Raw genomic sequence first — 22,223 nt, 5'->3', positions numbered from 1 at the left:
GTATACATGATAGCAATTTTAGACATTTTCTTTTCATAGGGAAGTAAATATATTTATCGAGCTTCAAAGTTTTTAATTACAATTTTGGAATCACATTATCCTAATATAAAAAGACCCTGTGTTATATTTAGACACAGAGTCAATAATAAAGATTTACTGTTTGTTTTTGAGATACTTTAAAACAATCTTTAACAAAAATAGTATCAACAGAATCAGGGTTGATATATAACCAATAAAATCACCATACAGCTGATAAAATGTAGTTTCCCGATTTAAAGGAACAGCAGCTTTAACAGTTGACATATCACCTGAATAGACCTTCTTAATATTTATACCAGCTGGAGAAATAACACCTCCAAAGGACTTATTACCCGATCTCACTACAGCCCTCCTATTTTCTACAGCCCTGAAAACAGCAGTTGTCCACATCTGTCGGCTCAAATTACTACTCTGAAACCAGGCCTCATTGGACTGATTTATAATCAAATCTGCCTCCTTAATCCCTTTCATAACAAAATCTGGATAGAGAATCTCAGAACAAATAACTGTCCGCCAGCTAAATGACGGTAAGTTCAGAATATTGATATCCCCTCCCGGGTAGTTGGGAGAGTTAGTATAGCCAGTTATTTTTTCAACTAATTTCTTGAAAGGAATATACTCACCAAAGGGAAGGAGTTTTATTTTATTATATCTCCCCATTATTTTACCATCTGCTGCAAGAAGAAAAACACTATTATATTTTTTGAAGTCATCATCTATAATTGATAGACTCCCTGTTAAAAGAGGAAAAGAAATACCCTTTAATGATCCTACAAATCTTTCCCGGTAATACTCATTTCTAATAAAGTCAAAGGTAAGTGATGATTCTGGCCAGATAATTAAATTAATATCATTTATTTTCCTGGACTCTTCTACAAGATAATTTATATTTGATTCAATGTTTGCTGTTTTCCATTTTTCTACCGGATCCAGGTTTGTTTGAACAATTCCTAGATTTATATAATTATAATCCTGGTTCTTATAATTTGATAATTTAATACCTCCATAAGAAAAAATAATTATAAAAATTATAATAATAAATAAAGCATTCCCTTTCTTTCTTTCAATAAAGAACTTATAAAAAAAAGCATTTATTAAAATAACAATAAAGCTTATTAAAAATACTCCACCAAGGTCAGCAAATTGTAATAATTGTTTAAAAGATGCCTGTGTATAAGCAATAAAAGCAAAGGGAAACGGCCGAAATACTCTAAATCTAATATACTCAAAGGCAGTCCAGGTAAGCGCCAGCCAGAGAGGATTTATAGACCTATTTCTCTTTATGTATAAATAAAACCAGGCCCATAGACCGTAAAAAACAGCAAGCAGCAAATAAAAGCTCAATAATATAATAAGACAGAACATCAGAGACAACCCACTATAATACCTTAGTGGGTAATATAACCAATATGATGTCATCAGAACAATTATTATGCCCAGAAAAACCCCTTTTTTAAACCCCTGGGAGGGCTTATCACCAGAGATAGCATATATAAAGGGGATTAGTCCAAACCACGCTAAAAAAAATAAAGCTGAAAACCTGACAGGAATTGTAATTAAAATACCTGCCAGTATAATTAATACTACCTCCAGTATTATCACCCCTTAAATTTATACTATTACCCAACAGGCTTATGTCCATTCCTTTAAAGCACTAAAATCTTTGATAAATATCCTATTGCCATTAACCTCTATAATATCTTCATTTTTAAAATCACTTAAGACCCTGCTAACAGTCTCTCTGCTGGTCCCAATATAATTTGCCATTTCCTGCCTATTGATGTCCAGTACTAATTCATTTTCTGTCTCCCCAAAGTCAATCAACATATCAATAATTAAGGTAGCCACCCTGGCCCGGGTGTCTTTTAATCCCAGGTTCTCTATTTTTCTCTGCGCTCTGTACAATTTTTTAGCCATGACCCTTAACATCCCCCAGGCTATCTGTGGATTGGCAGTAAAATATTCTTTAAATCTCGTTTTTGATAAAAAGACAAGTTCCACTTCATCAAGGGCGATAGCAGTAGCAGGGTATTCATCTATACCAAATAAAACTACTTCCCCAAAAACATCACCTGGCTGAAGTATTTCGAGTATCTGTTCATCACCATTTACGTTGTTTCTTACAGCCTTAACCTTACCCTTTTTTATGAAATAAACATTATTCCCTATATCACCCTGCATAAAGATTATTTCTCCATTGTGGGAACTACTACTCTCCAGTAGAGCGCTGATTGCAATAAGATCACTATCACTCATCTCAGAAAAGAGGATAAAATTCCTTAAAAATGGCTCATAAGTATCCATTGCTTGAAACCCCCTTTAATTGTTCGATTCTATCTAATTCACTAAGTATCTTATTTTTCTTGTAATCATAGGCATAACAGGCTCCATTTACTATCTTAGTCTTAAGTAAACCAACCCCTTCAGAATTACCTTTTAAGTGTGGTGCATCAATAAGGCCAGATTTAATTGCCCGGGTAAGAGTTACAGGGTCAGACCAGGGATCAGCAACACCATTATCAGCTAAATTTTTTATATGATTTAATAACACCCTACTTTCAGATAATAATTTTTGTTTTCGTTTAATGATTCCTGGATCATGACTTATATCAGGATAATTATACACTAAATTATTTATTACCTGACGGGCAATTTGGCAGCTTTCAATAACATCACTACTCCAAGCAGCATGATCAGCTTCTGAGTAGGCAACAACATGGACAATATCTGGTCTTAAAGACATCCCTAAAAAAGTAGCATAAGCCAATTGACCTTTAGCCCTATCAGGCTGTGCTGGAAAACTACTTAAACCAGCCCTAACCTGTGTTAAAACCTGAAAATTTTCTCCTTTAAGATTTTCAATTAACTCTTTTTTAGCCATCATTTTCGCAATATCCATATCCGCACTTGTTCCATTAGGAGTATTAAACATATATTGAGCAATATATGTTTTTACTCCCATTTTTCTAGCATTATAAGCAGCTAAATAAGCCATTACTACAGCAATGGTATCATGGGCATCACGCAAACTCCAGTGATGTGATTCATTAACCTCAACAGGTATATTCCTCTCACCATGCCATTTCATCAATAACTGATTTTCCTTGATTGATGCTAGTAACCCCCTTGGACCACGTCCATCAAGCTTATTATACCATGAAAGGGGAACAGCACACCAGGCGTTATTTATCGTATCGAGCAAAAGATCTGCCATTTGAAAGACATCCCTTGTCCCACTATAACACCTCATCAAAGGATAATTCCCTGTTCTACTGGCATCATAGAGCCTTATTAAATCTTCTTTTGTCCGGATCGGAACCCCACCAGCACCTTTCTCATCTTCATCCATATCGGTAGGCCTAAAAAAAGACTGCTGGGCATTTTGATCAGGCCCTAGAGATATTATGTCCAGAACCTTACTCTTAGCTATTTCTTTAATACCATCTACCGTTTCATCTACAGAGGGCAAACCAAAGTGATGTCTTAATAAAGGATAAGGTTTTTTAAGAGCTATTCTATTCAGGAGGTTTTTCCCATAAGAAATATCTCGATCACTAAGTGACTTGCCTTCAAGATAGGCAATAATTTCTTCTATTTCTTCCTGACCACTAAAGACTGCATCAAAAAACCCTACCTCTTGAGCCTTACGAGCAACTGGTAGGGTTCCTCCAAAAACAAATTTGTAAGAACTTAGACCCCTTTCTTCCACAGAATCTTTTAATCTCTTTAATATTTTATAAGCTGTTTCAGGGGTCAACCTGTAACCTACAGCTACCATATCTGGTGAGGCTTCCTCGACAGCATTAAGCAAATAATTAATAGAAATAGCCGGCCCCAGAAATTTGGCTCGATAGCCGTGTTCTTCTGCAAGTCGCAAAAAATTTAAAACTCCAGCAACATGAACACAATTACCAACAGAAGCACCAATTATTAGTTTTTTCAATTCATTCAACCTCTTTCTGGTATTCTGCAAATTGACCGTAAATTATATTATCTAGACCCTTATATAAAGTCCTACGCAGTTTTGGATGTACCTCAACATTACTGATGTTACCTTTATTCACCAGGTCAATTATCTCTTTTTTATTCAAACCAAGCAAACCTAAAGACTTAACAGTCCTGCCTATTTTCCTAAAATCAGTATCATAAACAAGATTTGCCAGCTCTATAATCATATCTATGGTAGGTGTACTTATACCAAAATAATTAGCCAGTGAAGAAATTGGAACAAGACCCATAGGAACATCCTCAAATATATATCTATGTTTAATCTCCTCTGGAGCCCCTATCCCTTCATACTGCTTATTATTCTGTAGTAATTCATACAAACTCTTCCCCCTTGCCCCATAGGACATTCGCAGCCAGTCTAAGGCACTAATAGGGCTTATACCCAGTGACTCAGCCACATTCATTCTCTCCTGATCCATTTTTTCCATTATCTTACTTATAGCTGGTGAAATACCCTGTTGATAATATGAGAAATTACCATCAGTAGATTCAATCCAGGCCATATTAAGTAATGTAGGGGCCGGGTGAAAGATAGACCCTATATTATCTAAACTTGTTTTCATCACATTTTCTACTGGTGAAAATTGAGGTAAAATTTTATAAAGTTTATCAATAATTTCCCTTGTTCTATTACTTGGAAAGGCTGCTATGGCAACCCTGTTTTTCACACCAAATATCTTTGCCCGGGCTGGTCCTACAACACGACTGGCATACAAAAATGTCTGGGTTTCAGATATAATAAGATCAGCATTACAATTATTAGATTTTAAAATATTATAAAATTCTAAGGTACCACCGGTCCGACCTGGATTAAGAATTATTTTCTGTCCATCCCTAAGATAAGGACTCATTTTTTCTGCCAGATATCTATGGGCAACAGCAGGTGTAACAACCATGATTATATCAGTACCACTAAGGGCCTCTTCTATGTTATCGGTAATTTTATTTAATCTGCCAAAGCCCTGGTAGATACCACTAAGAAATATACCACCCTTCTTAATAATTGGTTCCAGTCTTTCCCTACTTCGATTATAAAGATTAACCTTACACCCATTTAATGCAAGATATGCAGCCATAGCCTGACCACCGTTTCCTGCTCCCAACACAGCAAATTTCTCCAAAATAATTACCCCCTTAAAAATTACCTTTTATAAATCACCTCTATATATTTAGATTTTATATGCATTATTTACAAATTTTTCATAATTATAAGAATAATTAAGCCTCACACGTGAACCTATGTGGGGTTAATTTTTTTATGTATAAGTATTTCTATATAATTATATCATATATAAATATTAAATTCAAGGAATTAAAGAGTATTAATAAACCTGGCAAAGATATGTTCAGTTTATCACCAAACAAACCCCTACCAGGCTCAACTTTGCCCTATAATAAATTAAACCTTATTAATCAGTAAACTCTTTCCATTTATTCTCTATATTATCATCTCTAATTGTTTCCATAAGATAATCAGCAAACTCAGCACCGGTAGCACCATTATCCCTACCTGTTAGTACTAATTTCTTTTCATAATCACCACAAATATCAAGCGCCATTTGTAGTCTATGTGCTTTATCTGTATATCCAATATGGTCAAGCAACATCCCGGCTGCCCTGATTATACTACTGGGGTCAGCGTATTTAGCCCTACCTTCTTTTACCATTCTTGGTGCAGAGCCATGAATCGCCTCAAACATCGCATATTTTTTACCAAGATTAGCACTACCAGCAGTACCAACCCCACCTTGAAATTCAGCGGCTTCATCAGTCAAAATATCTCCATATAAATTAGGAAGCACCATTACTTTAAACTGACTCCTGCGTTTTTCATCAACTAATTTTGCAGTCATAATGTCTATATACCAGTCATCCCACTCAACTTCCGGGTAGTCTTTAGAAATATCTTTAGCAATATCTAAAAATAAACCATCAGTAGTTTTAACAACATTTGCCTTAGTAACTACAGTAACCTTATTCATACCGCTTTTTTTAGCATAATCAAAGGCTGCCTTAATAATCCTATATGACCCCTCATAAGTAGCAACAGTAAAATCTACAGCCAGGTCATCATTTACCCTTATACCATCACTCCCCAGGGCATAAGCGCCTTCTGTATTTTCGCGGAAGAAAATCCAATCGATATTTTCCTCAGGGACTTTAACCGGACGTACATTAGCAAAGAGATCCAGTTCTTTTCTCATAGCAACATTAGCACTTTCTATATTAGGCCACTGGTCACCTGCCCTCGGGGTAGTAGTCGGCCCCTTTAAAATTACATGACATTTTTTAAGCTCTTCTAAAATATCATCAGGTATAGCCTGTTTACACTTAGCACGGTTTTCAATAGTCAAACCATCTATTACTTTAAATTCAACCCTACCCTTTTTTACATCCTCTTTTAGTAAAAACTCCAGAACACGCTGAGCCTGTTTAGTAATAAATGGTCCAATACCATCACCACCAACAACACCAATTATTATTTTGTCCAGATTATCATAATCAACAAAATCCTTGACAGTTTTCATCTGCTCAATTCTTTCAAATTGATCCTCAATCAATGCAGCAAAATGTGCTTTCGCCTTCTCTACAACTGACTTCTCCATAAATATAGCCCCCTAATATATCAATTATTTATTGGCAGATCACCTCAAAATAGTGATCCCAACTCCAATATTAATAAGACTTTTAGTCCTTTGTATTATGTAAATCAACTTTTAAAGTAAGATTACAATATAACTAGATTTTAATACATTATATATTAATACCCTTTATCAGTCAAGGACAATCCCACATTAACAAAAAAGAAACCCATCTATAAATATCAGGTTTCTTCCTTAATTACTCACTGACAAGACCCTGGCCAGGGTTAATTATCGTTATTGTTCCCCCATAAGCACACTTAATAGTTGAAGTTTTCAGTAAAACAGGAACACCATGAACTAAGACACTTTCTTTCCCACCCTTCCATTTTCCACTTAGTTTTGGTGTACATGGAGGAGAATCATGCCTTTTACAGGTAGCAAAACTTGATATATTGACAGGTTTACTATCATCAACAGTTGCTATAGGTTTACTCTTAAGATATACTTGATGTTTATCGATTACATTAAGTGTACACGGGACAGTTCCTTTACTACATTTTAAGATAGCACCATGACAAACATATAACTTACCATCTTTTCCAATATCAACAATAGAATCCTTTCCCTTTTTATTTTCTCCTTCTTCTCCATTCTTTGTATCGACAGCTCCCCCAGCAGCTACTATACCAGCTTCACTACCAACACCATCACTATTCCCTTCACCCTGTTTAACCTGTTGTTCCTCAACTTCACTGGGAAATATTATATCATCACCTGCATAAATCCAAAGAAAATCATCCATAATCCTATTCTCTTCCTGAAGATATTTATTTTTATTAATAGCAGTTATCTCTCCCACTGTAGCTTCCTCAGTAGTAAAATAATTTACTATCTTTCCATCTTCATAATAATATGGGGCCTGTTTAGTCAACCATAAGCCATAATCACCATCCTCAAACTTATGAATTAACAATGTATGTATTTGAGAACCTGATTTGCTACTGCTATAGATATGCAAATCACTATTATCCTTTAAAACATATTTGTTACCATAACAATCCTCACAATCAAATAATTCCTTATTACTACTTTTAATTTCCTTCCCAATAAAATTATCACCAAGCTTTAATTTTCCCTCTCTGTTTTCTTTTTCCTCATCATTTAGAAAATCCCTAGTATTTTCTAAATCAAATTCAAAATATTTATTAATCTCAATCACCTCCCTAGTATGCTATATAATTACTACCTGGTAAATGTGATACAATTACCCCGGGTAACTTAATATTGTAATCACCATTTTTAAAATTCTTTATCAAGATCAGTTTCCATTTACCTAAATAATTATCCCTCAGTCTTCCCCTATAGTTAATTATCAGTTCATCAACCTGATATGTTTTTTCATTAAGTTTTTGCCTGAATCTACAGTCAAGTGTATATAAACCCTTTTTAAACCTGTAACGAAAACTCAGTTCTCCTTCATAGACCAATTTCTCAATATCCAAATCACCCATCCTAAAACCATCTATATAGAGGTTACCTTTTCCATTACTAAGTTTATATCTCAGTTCATTAAAAATATATTGTTTAGAAAAACAGTCTTCACCATTATTATTAATACCCTCAGGGTAAAGTCCATTTAATTTATAATCCTTAATATCACAGTAGCTTTTCTGGGAATATAAATGGTAATCTCGCCCTTCATCTATCTCTTCTCTTCCCCTGGTACCTACCATCAGTGCACAATAATCTCCCAGGTACTCATAAGGCAAACGCAAACCATAATCCCCATTTTTAAAATTTTCTATTAAAATAGAGTTAACTGACTGCATATTTCCCCAGGCTTTTCTTATAGAATGGTGGTTCTTTAATTCAATTAATAGCGTATTTTCCTTAATAGAAAATCGATATTCTACTTGATCATCATCCCTATACTCTAAAATTCCTTCCTCTGTTTCTTTAATCAGTTTAATATCCTGACCAATAGGCCTGTCTCCCATAATAATACCCTTAGCCATATTATAGATCTTTTCTCCATCTTCCTTATTTAATTTATAATTATAGATCTTACCAGAACTTAAATTTATTTTTATATTATCACCCACACAATTTATCATTTCATTATTAATATATTGGTTATATTGCCGAGCATATAATGTACCTGAGATTAGATGATACCTGGGTAATTTAATACCATAATCCCCATTCTGAAAATCATCTATCTCCAGTATGTTTGCTATAGCTGGCCCGTCTCCAGGGCTACCATATTTGATGATTAGTTCTGTTTTATCATAGAGGTCAAATAAGGAGTTGAAGTCCAGTTTACCATGGGGGGTAAAAGTATAATTAACTTTTAACATTAGTTTCTTTGTTCCTTCTTTATAGATATTTTCTTCATATTCTTCTTTCAGCTGTCCCCTGGTTTTTCTCAAAAACCTAATATTTTCACCAATAGTATGACCGTTTAACTTAATTACCCCCATACCATTGGATTTTTTATAGTTTTTCTCTTCACCAAAACCTGCTGTAAATTGATAGGGATCTTCTGGGGAAGTTAATTCTTCTTTGTTTTTTCCTAAACTCCCATATAGCCTGTCATGATTTTTTTTGAAAAAAACATGGGGTAAGAGTACATCAGGGTCTTTAAAGATCAGGTAGTCATATTCAAAATTTTTATCTATTTTACTAAATAATTTATCATTAAGTTCTTCCTTTATAAAGAACTCATTATGACTTAACTCCAAAATTTTTTTATAGCTTTTATCAGCATAACGTAAGCCTATACCAAATTTATCGGCCTGCCTGTCAATAATACTGATATGTCTCACCTGATGAAAAGGCACCCGACCCCTGGTATCAATACCGACATTAATCCCCTGTTCCAACAGGAACTTTAGATACCTCTCCGGAAAGTGTTTGTTAATTACTTTTAAATGGTCTTTTACTTCAGGGACAGTATATCCTGGTAAGAATAAGAAATTATGTTTGTCCATTATATCCTTTGTCTTCTTTTTATGTGTTAATCTCGGGGTTATATTAAACTCAGGGTTTTTAAAGGATGTCCATCTGCGGTCCTCATAGGCCCAATCAATTTCAAATGGAACCAGGAGAATATCTCCTGTATAGATTGTACCCCCCTCTAGATTATTAAGGCGTTTTAGTGTGGCTACATCTGTATCATATTCTACAGCTATCTCACTTAAACTATCACCTTGTTTTATTTCATATGGAACCTTGGTTAATGGGGGAATCTTTAAGGTTGCCCTCTCTTTGATATTCTGATTCTCATGAAGATTATTTGCCTTTCTCAGGGCCTCACAACTTATAAAATGATCATGGGCTATATCTTCAAGGGTATCTCCTTCTTTTACTATTACTTCTTTATAACTGTGTTCATAGGGGTCCCATTCCCATTTTTGAAAAATATCAGTAATTATCCTCCTCATTACATCTGCGCTCTTTATCCCCCTATGGTCAAAAAAGGCTACAAAATCCTCGTCCAGCTGGTTAATCGCTTCGTTTCCCTTTTTTTCAAATTTACGGTTCATCATTCCACCAATACTTTCCACAGTACCATAACAAGCTGATAGGCCTTTAATTTTATTGGTAAACTCACTTACATCCCCTATACCTTCATGTTTAGCTAAACACTTAAAATCTAAATTGGCAAGGCTTTTGACATTGCCCCTCCAGAGTATTTCAAAACCTTCAATCCCACCAGGGGCATCAATCTCAAATTCGGCTATCCTTGGGTCATCTGTATGAAGGTCACATAAGAGATACATCTGACTAACCCCATTAAATAATTCTACTAAATTAAACTGCTTCTTGAATTCCTCAAAAACGGTATCCAGGACTTCATCCCATATATCTGTCTGTTTAGTTTCATCTATTTGAGCACTATTATTCTCTTTCTCCTTTAGTTTATGCTCTGCCGCCTTTCTTACCCCCATAGAGACCGGTTGAGCAGAGACCAGGACAGCAGCACCCAGGAGTGCTGCCAGAGGATGTTCTGTCTTCATCAGGGTTACCCCTAAACAGAGAAGGATCATATTGACCCTACATGATATTCGATTTAACATAAGCTCTCTATTAAGGGCTGCCAGATATTCACCTGCTGTTGCAAAACCACCGTGTTTTACCTTAGGGGCCAGTTTAATGATTGCCGGGCCCCAGTTACAAAAATATTCTGACATAAGGGTTTTAATTGCTTTAGCGCTTTTTAAACCATCTGATCCCCTCTCCTTGATCAGATTAGCAATGGTATCAGGACTGGAATACTTCTTTACCAGGGCTTCCTGGGCATACTGTTCTGCCTGGTTAAAAAACTCCCCACCTATTAATAATAAAGTCTGGAGGTATAGGTTATCGGCAGCCTTTTGAACCCTCTCTTCATTTAAATCAACCTTATTACTGGGATGAGGCTCCTCACTTTCATCATTCTCATCATTAAAATAATCGTGATACATATAGTCTAAAGATAAACTGGTATAAGAACTTAGCGCCATTACACTGATATTGGCTATGTTTTCTCCCAGCGCACCAGCAGTATTACTATAAGCCTCAGCATAAGTCATCCCTCTACCTGCTATCTCCAGGGCACCTGCCGCAGCATCAAACCTCACCTGTTCATCTGTTAGGCGAAAAAGGGTTGTGTATTTTTGGGCTGTTGCTTCGGCGATCTTCTCATTTCTATTTACACCCATTCCTTCAACCCAATCAAAATCAATCAGTTCAATTTTTTCACCACTTTCCTCATCCTCTAAATAAAATTTACCTGAATCATTAGGGTCATTTCTGTCACGCTCATACTCTACTTTCTTATTAGAAATCACATTATCATCAATCATTTAGCCTCTCCTCCTAAGGAATTATTTTATATACGTATTCATACTTTTTTTCTATATTTCCATCTTTTTTTCTGATAATTTTTATTCTATTATTATATTTATCATAATAACTTTGACTATAACTAAAAATAGAACCATCTGGATTTTTAGTTATTGACTTAATCATATTACCTTTATCATCATATTCTAATTCATATATATCGTCAACATTACCCGCACTATCTCTTTTTACTTGCCTTATTTCATTTCCTTTTTCATCATATTCATATTCAATACTTATAATCTCACAACTAAACCTCACATTCCTACCTTTTTCATCATATTCATAATTGTCTTCAGACTCACTTACAACATTACCATCAGAATCAGTAATAATAGTAATCCCCTTTATAATATTACCCTTTTCATCATAATCCTGTTTTATAGTAATAGTATTCTTTCCTTCTTCTCTCTCAACTCTTTTTACCCACTCATAGGCATGCCTGATATATACATCATCATAAAATATTTCACATTCATATCCTGTTTCCCTCCATTCATAATCATATTTCAGATTACCACTTGGATAATATTCTCTTCTAACAGTCCGCAATTTTTCTCCTGTTTCTTTATCTTTTTCAAGATACTCAATAAGTTGGTCATCTTCATTATAGCTATATTTTGCTATACCATTAAAATAACGTGGAAATTCCTGCACCTCTTTAACCATACCCCAGGCACAAGACCCTGCTACCCACCTGTTAGCAAAGTAATTTGGCTGTTTATTTACCACTCTTTCTATAACTAAATCTCTGTCATTATACTTATACTTAATATTACCTATTATTGTATTATCTTTATCAATGTATGTTATTGATAATAGGTTTCCATGAGTATCATAGTCATATTCAACCGTCCCCTTTAAACTACCATCTCCATTGCTATGTATCTCTTTTGTCAAGACAAATTCTGACTTTTCATGTAGTTGAATTAATTTCATTTTGTAGTTTACATTATTTGAATTCCCTTTCTCAGCTTCCTCCCTTGCCAGCCTGGCTTTAGTTATCTGTTCATTCTTCTCCTTATTCTGATTTAAGGTAGTTTCATCATTACTACAGGCAGCTAAAGTAATAAGTAAGATTAGTGATATAAGTAATATCAATGTTTTTTTAATAGATTTTTTTTCTATCATCTTCTTAATAACCCCTTTTGGTATTTTTAGTTAAGTAACATTATAACATATATTACCATTACAAACAGCATAAATTTACTTTTTTAGGTAATTTGCACCATAAAACTAATGTACTTTATTAACTAACAACTTTATACCAGACAAATATAATTTACTGGACGACTCTAGAAATTATCCGTAGGCAGGACGCCGAAGGAGAATTTCTAGACAGTAAGCGGAGGTAGGACACCGCAGCGCACGACAAGGGAAGTAAATATATTTGTTGGGCTTTAAAATTATCACAATTTTAGAATTACATAGTTCCTAGTGATATATAATAAAATTAACATTACACAAAAAAATTCATCTAAATTAAAAATGACTCCCGTAAAATACAGGAGTCATCTAAAACTAAATTATTTTTATAGATCTTTTATTCTTCTTCATTCTGACGTTGTTGGATTATTTCTTCTTCGATTTTAGATGGAACCTTATCATAATGATCAAGCACCGTAGTATAACTACCATGCCCACCAGTAATTGATTTAAGGTCAATTGCATAGCTAAACATTTCAGCCTGTGGTACATGGGCTTTAATAACCTGTTTACTATCAATTGGTTCCATTCCAAGTATCTTTCCTCGACGGGAATTAAAATCACCCATAATATCCCCCATATATTCTTCAGGTACAGTTACTTCTACTTGCATAACTGGTTCTAATAATACCGGCTTAGCCTTCTGCATACCATTTTTAAAACCCTTAGAAGCGGCTATTTTAAAGGCCATTTCTGATGAATCTACCGGGTGATATGAACCATCATATACAACTACTTTAAAATCAACAACAGGATAACCAGCTACAACACCTGTTTCTTTGGCTTCAACAATACCTTTTTCAACTGCAGGAATATACTGGTTAGGAATTGCCCCACCAAAAATTTCTTCATCAAATTCAAAGCCCTTACCCCTCGGCAGGGGTTCCATCCTCAAGAAAACATGACCATACTGACCACGTCCACCTGATTGCTTTTTATATTTTTCTTCAACCTCAACTTTTTTCTGAATAGTTTCTTTATATGTTACCTTAGGAACCTTTGTGATAAAAGATGCCTCAAATTTCCTCTGACAAATATCTTTGATAACATCCAGATGTACTGTACCCATTGATGTAACTAATAGTTCCTTGGTTTCTTTATTATATTCTACCTTAAAGGTCACATCTTCCTGACTTATCCTGTTAAGGGCAGCTGACATTTTTTCATCATCACCTTCACTGGCAGGTAAAGCAGCCTGGGTTAACATTGGTACAGGAAAATCAATATCTTTTAATGACATTTTAATACCTTCTACCATAGTATCTGATGTCTCCAAAAGGTCGATTTTAGCAACCGCTCCGATCTCACCAGCTGTCAATTTTTCTACAGTTTCCTGTTCCTTACCATTTAAGCGGTATAATTTACTCAACTTAGCAGTCTCATTAGCACGAGGAATAAAAACCTCACTATCTTTTGTCAGTGTGCCTGATTCAACCTTAAAAATTGATAATTTACCGATATAAGGGTCAACCATTGTCTTAGCTACCAGAGCAACAGCAGGTTCATCTACAGTAATACTTACTTCAACCTTTTCACCCTGCCAAACACCCTCTATTACCCCCTTAGCATCAGGAGATGGTACCAAATTAATAAGGAGATCAAATAGTTTTTTAATACCAGAATTTTTAAGTGCTGATCCCACCATTACAGGTATAATCTCACCTGAAGCAACACCAGCAACCAGCCCTTTAATTAATTCTTTATCACTAATTTTTTCATCCGCAAAGTATTTTTCCATTAATTCTTCATCAAGTTCAACAACAGATTCCAGGAGTTCCATTCTTAATTCTTCAACAGTATCAGTTAATTCTGCTGGTATTTCAATCTTATCTACATCTTTTTCACCGGAAAAAGCCACTTCTTGAAGAAGATCTATAATGCCTTTATATCCTTCTCCTTCACCAACAGGAATTGTCAATGGTATGAAATTGCCCTGATAAGCATCCTTTATTTCATTAAAGACCTTATTAAAGTCAGCACCATCCTTATCCATTTTATTGATAAAAATAAAACGTGGTAATTGATTCTTTTCAGCCATTGCCCAGACATAATCAGTATTTACCTCTATACCAGCTGTTCCGTCTATTAATAATACTGCACCTTCAACCATTCTTAAAGCCCCGGCAACCTCTCCCCTAAAGTCTGCATATCCAGGGGTATCTATAAGATTTACAAATTTATCTCCCCATGAAAATGAAAAGTACGAATTATTAATAGAAAATTGATGTTTCTTTTCTTCTGGGGTGAAATCAGCTTGTGTATTAGTATTTTCAATACTGCCAGCACTATCTATCACCCCTGCATTTAAGAGAGTCATTTCTGTTAAAGTAGTTTTTCCAGCCCCTCCATGGGAAATCAAGCATAAGTTTCTGATTTTTTGAGTATTACTCAATATAACCACCAACCCTTCCTGTTTTTTCTTAAGATTAATTATAACTGATAAAAAGACTTTTTTTATATATCTTTTATATCTTTTACCAGGTATTTCTAATTTATTCTTTAAGAAAAAGTGTTATTCCAGGAAATCTTATTCTCTTATGCCCTTGTAATCCCGGGGGATCACTTTTCAAAACCTAATAATAAAACCCTCTTTTATCATACTTACTTTAAATATTCTATAAAATAAGTCTAATTCCTTTAATTTTGAAAATTTTAATTATTTTTTTTAATAATTAAATATATCCAATTTTATATTATAGAAATTGGATTAAAATTAATATAATCTGAGCTAACCAACAAAAAGTCAATCCCCCACTTTCTCCCCTTTAAAGCAAGCCTATGAGACTCCTCTCCATGTAAATGACCATATACACACTGCTCAACGTTATATTTCTGTAATAGCTCAATAATTTCATTTCGTTCGTGATCCTCATTAACCGGCATATAATGCAGCATAACAATAACCCTTTCTATACTAGCAGGGATGGTCTCTAAAGCCATCCCTAATCTAGTAAGTTCCCGTCTATATATCTTTTCATCATGGTCAGAAAAACTATTATTATTAGGAACAATCCAACCCCTGGTACCAGTGACAGCAATATTACCTAGCACAAAACTATCATTATGAATTAAAGATATATCATCTGGCATAAAACCCCGCAATTTAGTAATACCCTGCCACCAATAATCATGATTACCACGAACTAATACCTTTCTACCTGGTAGTAATTCTAAGAAATCTAGATCATACTCCAGTTCTGAAAGATCACTTGCCCATGAAATATCACCTGGTATTAATACTAAATCATCATCTACCACCTTTTTGGACCAGTTATCATAAATCTTTTGATAATGTGCATTCCATTTTTCGCCAAATATATCCATAGGTTTATATACAACAGCACTTTCTAAATTGCCTATTTCTGCCTTTTCAGCAAAGGATAAATGCAGATCACCAATAGCATAAACCTTCATAAAACACCACCCTAGCCCTTTAATGCCTGTGCCATATTTTGGGCTAATTGACTGGCTTGTTTCAAATCATCTTGAGCAGGGGCATATTTTGCTTCAAAGACTGGTTCTATTAAATCCAGTTTAGCTTTTTCAGCAAATTCCAGGAGACTATCTTTGGCTGCACTACTCCAACTATATGTTCCAAAAATACCTAATTTATGGTTCTTTACTCTACGATTTAATAAGGCAGAGGTCAATCCTGCCACCGGGGGAAATAGTTCCGTATTATAAGTACAGGAACCTATAATCAACCCCTCAAACCTCCATATATCACTCAACAAGTATGAAAGATGGGTTCTAGCAGCATCATATAGCCTGATCTGTCTGATACCATTTTCAGCAAGACATCTGGCAATATTTTCTGCAATTTTTTTAGTATTGCCATACATTGAGCCATAAACAACTACTACACCTTCTTCTACCTGATAACTACTAAGTCTATCATATGCATCAATAATATAGTCAGGATTACTCCTCCAGACAGGACCATGTGTAGAAGCTATTACCTTGATATCCGTATCAGCCAGTTTTTCAAAAGCCTTTTGAACCATTGGACTATATTTGGCAACTATATTAGTATAATAACGCCTGATTTCATCTTCATAATACTTAATATCTAATTCATCATCAAATATCCCACCCTGTAAGGCTCCAAAACCACCAAAGGCATCCCCAGCAAAAAGAATTCCTTCAGATTTTTCAAAGGTCATCATCGTCTCAGGCCAATGTACCATAGGAGTTAGATGAAACTTTAGTTCATGTTTACCTAGTTTTAATACTTCAGCATCTTTGATGATTTTTATGTCATCAGTTAATCCATAAAACCCTTCCAGAAAAGCAGCAGTTTTATTATTTCCTATAATTTGTATTTCTGGATATTCCTTTTTTAAAGCCTTGATTGACCCAGAATGATCTGGTTCCATATGATTAACTATTAGATAATCTACTTTTTTATTACCCAGTATTTTTTTAATTTTATCAATAAAAGAATCATGGTATGTAATTTTTACGGTATCTATCAAAGCAACCTTTTCATCTACAATTAAATATGAGTTATAAGAAACCCCATTGGGTAATGGCCATAAGGACTCAAAAATACTGGTCTCCTGATCATTAACCCCTACCCAGTAAACATCCTCTCTTATATTTATTTCTCTATTCATATCGCTCACTCCTTTATTAAGTATATCACTTTAAAGTATATCATCTATTCCATTTAAAATACAAGCTTTAAATAATTATCATTAATAATAATTATTTCATTCTATTTAAATATTATTGTTGATAGTTTAAAATTTTTTTAAAGTATTATATCTCTTTTCCAGGCACATAATAATATATCATTTATCAATAAGGTGGTCCAATAAATGAATAAAAACATTTATCATAAAATAGATTTTGGCTATGCCTGTATTAGTTCTATAATAAAGAATTGTTCAACAGCCAGGACAGTCCCTCTTGGTAAGTTTCAGAAGCTGGAGGATAAAGATAGTAAAATCTATCGAATTGAAAAAATAGCTCGTTCAAACCTGAAAAATACAACAAGACTACTCTGGCATAATATAGCAGAAGGGTTTAAACTCTACCGTTTTTCATCTCAATTAATACCACTGGCCAATCACCCGGCAGGACAAATCTGGAATTATGAAAAAGAGCTTGCTGGGGAATTTGAAAAAATAGGAAATATCATTAAAAAACATAACCTTAAGGTCAGCAGCCATCCTGGTCAATACACTGTGATTAATACAAAGAGTGAAAAGAAATTCATTAATTCAGTACGTGACCTAATATATCACAATAAAGTCCTTACTGCCATGAATCTGGATGGAAATGCTGTAATGGTCACACATGTCGGTGGGGTTTATGGGGATAAAAAAAAATCTATGGAAAGATTTATTAAAAACTTTAATAAATTACCCCAAAATGTGCGAAATAGACTGGTAGTGGAAAATGATGATACCTCATATTCTATTAGTGATGTTTTGACTATTTGTAAAACCATAAATCGCCCAATGGTACTCGATGTCCATCACCATAATTGCTATAATCAGGGGGAAAATCTAGAAGATTACTTAGCAGAAATTTTTGACACCTGGAATATACTAAATAGGCCTCCAAAAGTTCACTTCTCCAGCCCCAGGAGTAAAGAGAAACCATTAAGCCATGCTGATTATATTAAGGCAGATGATTTTATTGAATTTATTAAACTGGCAAGTAATTACCAATTTGATATTATGATCGAAGCTAAAAAACAGGATGCAGCAGTCCTTAAGCTCTGGGATGACCTTAATTACAATCCCAAAAAGACTAATCCCTGAAGTTTTAGTTTTACATGACTCCAGGGATTAATCAGGTTATTAATTATAGTTTTTATCTTACATCATTTATACATCCTTTATACATCTACTGTCAGAGGGTCTAAATCTCCCTCATCATCTTCACCGTTTCCAGTAATCTTATCATAAATCAAGAAAAGCATCTGTAGAGTTAAACCTAACAAGGCAGCCAGTCCAACTTCTTCAAAGACCCATATTTTTACCCCACCTAAACCAAACACAAACATAACAGAGGCTATTAAGATATTTCTAGGGTTTCCAAAATCAACCTTTCCCTTTACAAAACTTTTTAAACCAATTGTAATGATACTACCAAAGAGTATAACCATAACCCCACCGATAACTGCCGTTGGTATTGACTGTAAAAAAGCACTAAGTAGTCCAACAAAACTAAAGAGCAGTGCCCATATACCAGCATTTCTGGCTACTTTATCATCTTTAATCTTAAGAAGATTTACAGCAGAAACACCCTCTGAATAGGTTGTGTTCGGAACAGACCCCAAAAATGACATCATTGTACCAATTCCATCTATCAGCATTGTCCTGTGAATACCTGGTGATTCATAATACTTTTTGCCAGTAGCCTCAGTAATAGCAAATATATCTCCAAAGTGCTCAATCGTTGGTGCCAGGGCAAAAGGGAGCATATAAAAAACAGCCTGCCAGTTCACTTCAGGTTTAGTAAAGGCAGGTAAACCTATCAGGTAGTTTATTTCCACTGTTACAGAACCGCTAAATAATGAAGCAATATATCCAACAAGCACAGCAATCAAAACTGAAAATAAATTGGGTATCCCTTTAGCAAAAACCATTAGTACCGCAGCTGTAATCAAAGTGATTAAAGCCAGCAGCCAGTTTTCACTTGCCATCCCCAGACCATCCTCTATTAGAGTAAGACCTATTAAAGCAATCATTGAGCCAAAGACAACAGGGGGAAATAATTTTTTAGAAATTAATTCACTACCAAAGTATTTTACGATTCTAGAAAATAACACCTTCATTATCCCTGCAATACCTAAAGCAAAAAAAACAGCCGCAAACCCCCACTCATCACGAACATGATTAATTGGTACTATATAGGCAAAACTGGAACCGAGAAATATTATTGGGGCACCATACTTACCCTTCCCAAAATAATGCATAATTAGGGTAGTTATACCGGCAGTAAATAGAACAATCGATGTAGGGATACCTGTCAAAAGTGGAACTAAGACCGTAGCCCCAAAACAGATAGCAAAAAGTTCAAGTCCTAGAAATATTCGTTTAACATTCATTATAAAATCCCCTCTCATTTTTAAAATTTTTGATTTTAATTACCTAAAAAAACCTTCAGCCCGACTAATTAAGGCAGAAGGTTTAATTCTCCCCTTATTAGTCTCACTGGACCAATTTCAAGGGTATAACTATTTTCTTGTCATTAGTAATATATTATCAAGTTCATCAATTTCTCTTAAATTAACATCTACTACTTCATCCTGTGATGTAGGTAAGTTTTTACCTACATAATCAGCTCTAATCGGCAGTTCCCGGTGACCTCGATCAACAAGAATAGCTAGTTGTATAACCCTGGGGCGCCCGATATCAATCAGGGCATCCAGTGCTGCCCGAACTGTTCTTCCAGTATAAAGAACATCATCAACTAGAATGACCTGTTTTCCTGTAATATCAAATGGTATTTCTGTCTTATGAACAATAGGTTGCTCAGCAACCATTGATAAATCATCCCTATAAAGTGTAATGTCAAGGATACCTACTGAAACTTCTACACCTTCAATATCTTCTATCCTGGCAGCCAACCGCCGGGCCAAAGGAACTCCCCTGGTTCTGATTCCGATAATAACCAGGTCTTGCACACCCTTATTTTTCTCAATTATTTCGTGGGCTATCCTTGTTAATGCCCTTCTAATCCCCTCAGCATCAATAATTTTTTTCTTAAGTTTTAGTTTATTCCCCATAGATCTCTCCTTTTAAATAGGTCCCTGAAAACAAAAAAATTCTTGACCCGTAGGCAAGAAAGTATCTATACAAACCGTCTTTCTTACTAGCCTCACAGGACTAATTTAAAGAAACCCTTTATTTTATACAAATATATCAGATTATTGTATATCCTGTCAAGGCTTCTATTTATTTTGCTTGTGATTATCTTGCTCTGTTTTCCTCTTTACAAAAAATTCTAAAATATTTATCAGAATTAAATAATTTGTCTTAGTTATTTAAATAACGATAAATAGTAGCTTCAGAAGTTTCTAACTCTTTAGCAACTTCTGTAACTGAATTTTTAAGCAAAAAAACTCCTTGATTATCAAGTTTTTTGACTATCTCTTTCTTTTCATCTGCTGTCATTCTTTTGGGGGGAATTGACATTTCTTTAATGCTATTTTCTATAATTAAGTGCATTAATTCTTCAATAGAATTTGTAAACTTCTCTGGAAATTTTTCTTCAGTGATTTTATTTATTTTTTTATCACCATTAATTAATTTATCAAGCATATCCCTTGCATAAATAAGTTTTGTTACATCAAAATTTATACAAAGCATGCCAATTACTTTATTTTTATCATTCCGTATAAAAAAAGTTGAAGACCTTAAATTCTTATTTTTTTTAGTTTTTCCAGTATAATTAGTTAAGTATTCTTCTTTAAGATTATTCTCATCATTTACAATCTTTAATGCTAAATCAGTCAATGCATCTCCTTTCTTTCTTCCACTAATATGACCATTTTCAATGGCAATTATTGAATTCTCAAAATTACTCAAATCATGTAACACAATCTCATAACTTTCACCTAATACTTCTGCCAAAAATCCAACCAAAGTTTTATACTTATCCAAAATATTATCCATTTTTTCCTCCTCTAACTCTAACAAACTCAACATTTTGAAACCTCATCTAATAAAAATTTATTATTGAAACTTTAATTTATAATAACAATAAATTATTTGTTTGTCAATATATTATTATCAAATAGAGTTTATTACATAATAACCAGACTCTTTGAAATACCATATAAATTAAAATAAATTTCTAAAATTTATCAAAAAATGTATTGACATCTTTATAATAAATTGTTATTATAAAGATAAGTTATTATCATGATAAAAAATAATCATCGTTAAATTTTATTTTTTATCATGATAATACTAGAAAGGGGTTGATTTAATGAAGCACAAAGAATATTTCTAAGAATATTTCTGTGCAACAAAAAAGTTTAATTTTCAACCTATATATAATCTAGAATAAAAATAATCTAGACTACAAGTGTTACAGTTGGTAAATAAACTTAATTATATTATACAGGAGGTAAAATCTAATGAAAAAACAAATAAAATCTGACAAGGCTCCAAAATCAATTGGACCATATTCTCAAGCAATTATGGTGGATGGTTTTGTATTTACTTCAGGCCAGATTCCAATTAACCCCAAAACTGGTTCCATGGTTGAAAAAGATATTGAAAAACAGACTATTCAAGTAATGAAAAATTTAAAAGAAATTTTAGCTTATGCAGGTTATAAATTTGATAATGTAATTAAAACAACAATTTTTCTGTCTGATATGAAGTATTTTGAAAAAGTAAATCAAATTTATAAAAAATATTTTCTTTCCAATCCACCAGCTCGATCATGTATTGAAGTTTCCAAATTACCAAAAGATTCATTATTGGAAATAGAGCTTATAGCTAAGTAATTTATAATAAATATTAATGTAAT

The 22,223-nt window shown here is 33.9% G+C and carries 16 protein-coding genes; 2 read left to right on the top strand and 14 right to left on the bottom strand.

The window, feature by feature from the left end; translation table 11 throughout:
* Positions 1-153 precede the first annotated feature (153 nt).
* The 11 genes from lnt to GM661_RS09070 form a co-directional block, all read right to left on the bottom strand.
* On the bottom strand, positions 154-1,641 hold the full coding sequence (gene lnt / locus GM661_RS09120; RefSeq protein ID WP_230869712.1) for an apolipoprotein N-acyltransferase: 1,488 nt from the start codon (positions 1,639-1,641) through the stop codon (positions 154-156).
* 30 nt (positions 1,642-1,671) lie between these two features.
* A complete protein-coding gene (locus GM661_RS09115; protein WP_230869711.1) occupies positions 1,672-2,343 on the bottom strand; it encodes a Crp/Fnr family transcriptional regulator in 672 nt (223 codons plus the stop codon).
* Entirely contained in the window at positions 2,330-3,982 is a 1,653-nt protein-coding gene (locus tag GM661_RS09110) for a cobalamin B12-binding domain-containing protein (RefSeq protein WP_230869710.1), read from the bottom strand. The genes GM661_RS09115 and GM661_RS09110 overlap by 14 nt, the downstream gene beginning before the upstream one ends.
* 1 nt (position 3,983) lies before the next feature.
* Positions 3,984-5,174, bottom strand: a complete 1,191-nt coding sequence (locus GM661_RS09105; RefSeq protein WP_407929658.1) for an NAD/NADP-dependent octopine/nopaline dehydrogenase family protein — start codon at positions 5,172-5,174, stop codon at positions 3,984-3,986.
* Positions 5,175-5,456: 282 nt separating this feature from the next.
* On the bottom strand, positions 5,457-6,653 hold the full coding sequence (locus GM661_RS09100; RefSeq protein ID WP_230869708.1) for an isocitrate/isopropylmalate family dehydrogenase: 1,197 nt from the start codon (positions 6,651-6,653) through the stop codon (positions 5,457-5,459).
* A 235-nt stretch (positions 6,654-6,888) separates the two neighbouring features.
* Positions 6,889-7,851, bottom strand: coding sequence for a DUF4280 domain-containing protein (locus tag GM661_RS09095; RefSeq protein WP_230869707.1), 963 nt, complete (start codon positions 7,849-7,851; stop codon positions 6,889-6,891).
* Positions 7,852-7,855: 4 nt separating this feature from the next.
* Positions 7,856-11,479 (bottom strand): LysM peptidoglycan-binding domain-containing protein, encoded by a 3,624-nt coding sequence (locus GM661_RS09090; RefSeq protein WP_230869706.1) that lies wholly within the window; start codon positions 11,477-11,479, stop codon positions 7,856-7,858.
* 13 nt (positions 11,480-11,492) lie between these two features.
* A complete protein-coding gene (locus GM661_RS09085; protein WP_230869705.1) occupies positions 11,493-12,650 on the bottom strand; it encodes a hypothetical protein in 1,158 nt (385 codons plus the stop codon).
* Between the two features lie 412 nt (positions 12,651-13,062).
* Positions 13,063-15,117 (bottom strand): elongation factor G, encoded by a 2,055-nt coding sequence (gene fusA, locus GM661_RS09080; protein WP_230869704.1) that lies wholly within the window; start codon positions 15,115-15,117, stop codon positions 13,063-13,065.
* A gap of 296 nt (positions 15,118-15,413) precedes the next feature.
* Positions 15,414-16,139: a metallophosphoesterase gene (locus tag GM661_RS09075; RefSeq protein ID WP_230869703.1), complete on the bottom strand. Its 726-nt coding sequence runs from the start codon at positions 16,137-16,139 to the stop codon at positions 15,414-15,416.
* Positions 16,140-16,150: 11 nt separating this feature from the next.
* Complete coding sequence (locus tag GM661_RS09070; protein ID WP_230869702.1) at positions 16,151-17,341, bottom strand: FprA family A-type flavoprotein; 1,191 nt, start codon at positions 17,339-17,341, stop codon at positions 16,151-16,153.
* A 204-nt stretch (positions 17,342-17,545) separates the two neighbouring features.
* On the opposite strand from GM661_RS09070, the gene uvsE reads away from it, so the two are divergent.
* A complete protein-coding gene (gene uvsE, locus GM661_RS09065) occupies positions 17,546-18,496 on the top strand; it encodes a UV DNA damage repair endonuclease UvsE (protein WP_230869701.1) in 951 nt (316 codons plus the stop codon).
* A gap of 77 nt (positions 18,497-18,573) precedes the next feature.
* Here uvsE and GM661_RS09060 read toward each other — a convergent pair whose 3' ends face one another.
* The 3 genes from GM661_RS09060 to GM661_RS09050 all read right to left on the bottom strand — a co-directional run bounded on the left by GM661_RS09060 (position 18,574) and on the right by GM661_RS09050 (position 21,358).
* On the bottom strand, positions 18,574-19,788 hold the full coding sequence (locus GM661_RS09060; protein WP_164522232.1) for a uracil-xanthine permease family protein: 1,215 nt from the start codon (positions 19,786-19,788) through the stop codon (positions 18,574-18,576).
* A 129-nt stretch (positions 19,789-19,917) separates the two neighbouring features.
* Complete coding sequence (pyrR, locus tag GM661_RS09055) at positions 19,918-20,469, bottom strand: bifunctional pyr operon transcriptional regulator/uracil phosphoribosyltransferase PyrR (RefSeq protein WP_230869700.1); 552 nt, start codon at positions 20,467-20,469, stop codon at positions 19,918-19,920.
* A gap of 250 nt (positions 20,470-20,719) precedes the next feature.
* Complete coding sequence (locus GM661_RS09050; protein ID WP_230869699.1) at positions 20,720-21,358, bottom strand: helix-turn-helix transcriptional regulator; 639 nt, start codon at positions 21,356-21,358, stop codon at positions 20,720-20,722.
* A gap of 467 nt (positions 21,359-21,825) precedes the next feature.
* On the opposite strand from GM661_RS09050, the gene GM661_RS09045 reads away from it, so the two are divergent.
* The gene (locus GM661_RS09045) at positions 21,826-22,200 is read left to right on the top strand and encodes a RidA family protein (RefSeq protein ID WP_230869698.1); all 375 of its coding nucleotides are present in this window, start codon (positions 21,826-21,828) and stop codon (positions 22,198-22,200) included.
* The last annotated feature ends 23 nt before the right edge of the window (positions 22,201-22,223 follow it).

It is taken from the genome of Iocasia fonsfrigidae (assembly GCF_017751145.1).
GTDB classification, from domain to species: domain Bacteria; phylum Bacillota; class Halanaerobiia; order Halanaerobiales; family DTU029; genus Iocasia; species Iocasia fonsfrigidae.
The sequence above is the reverse complement of the archived record's forward strand: the minus strand, read 5'-3'. Positions and strand labels throughout refer to the sequence as shown.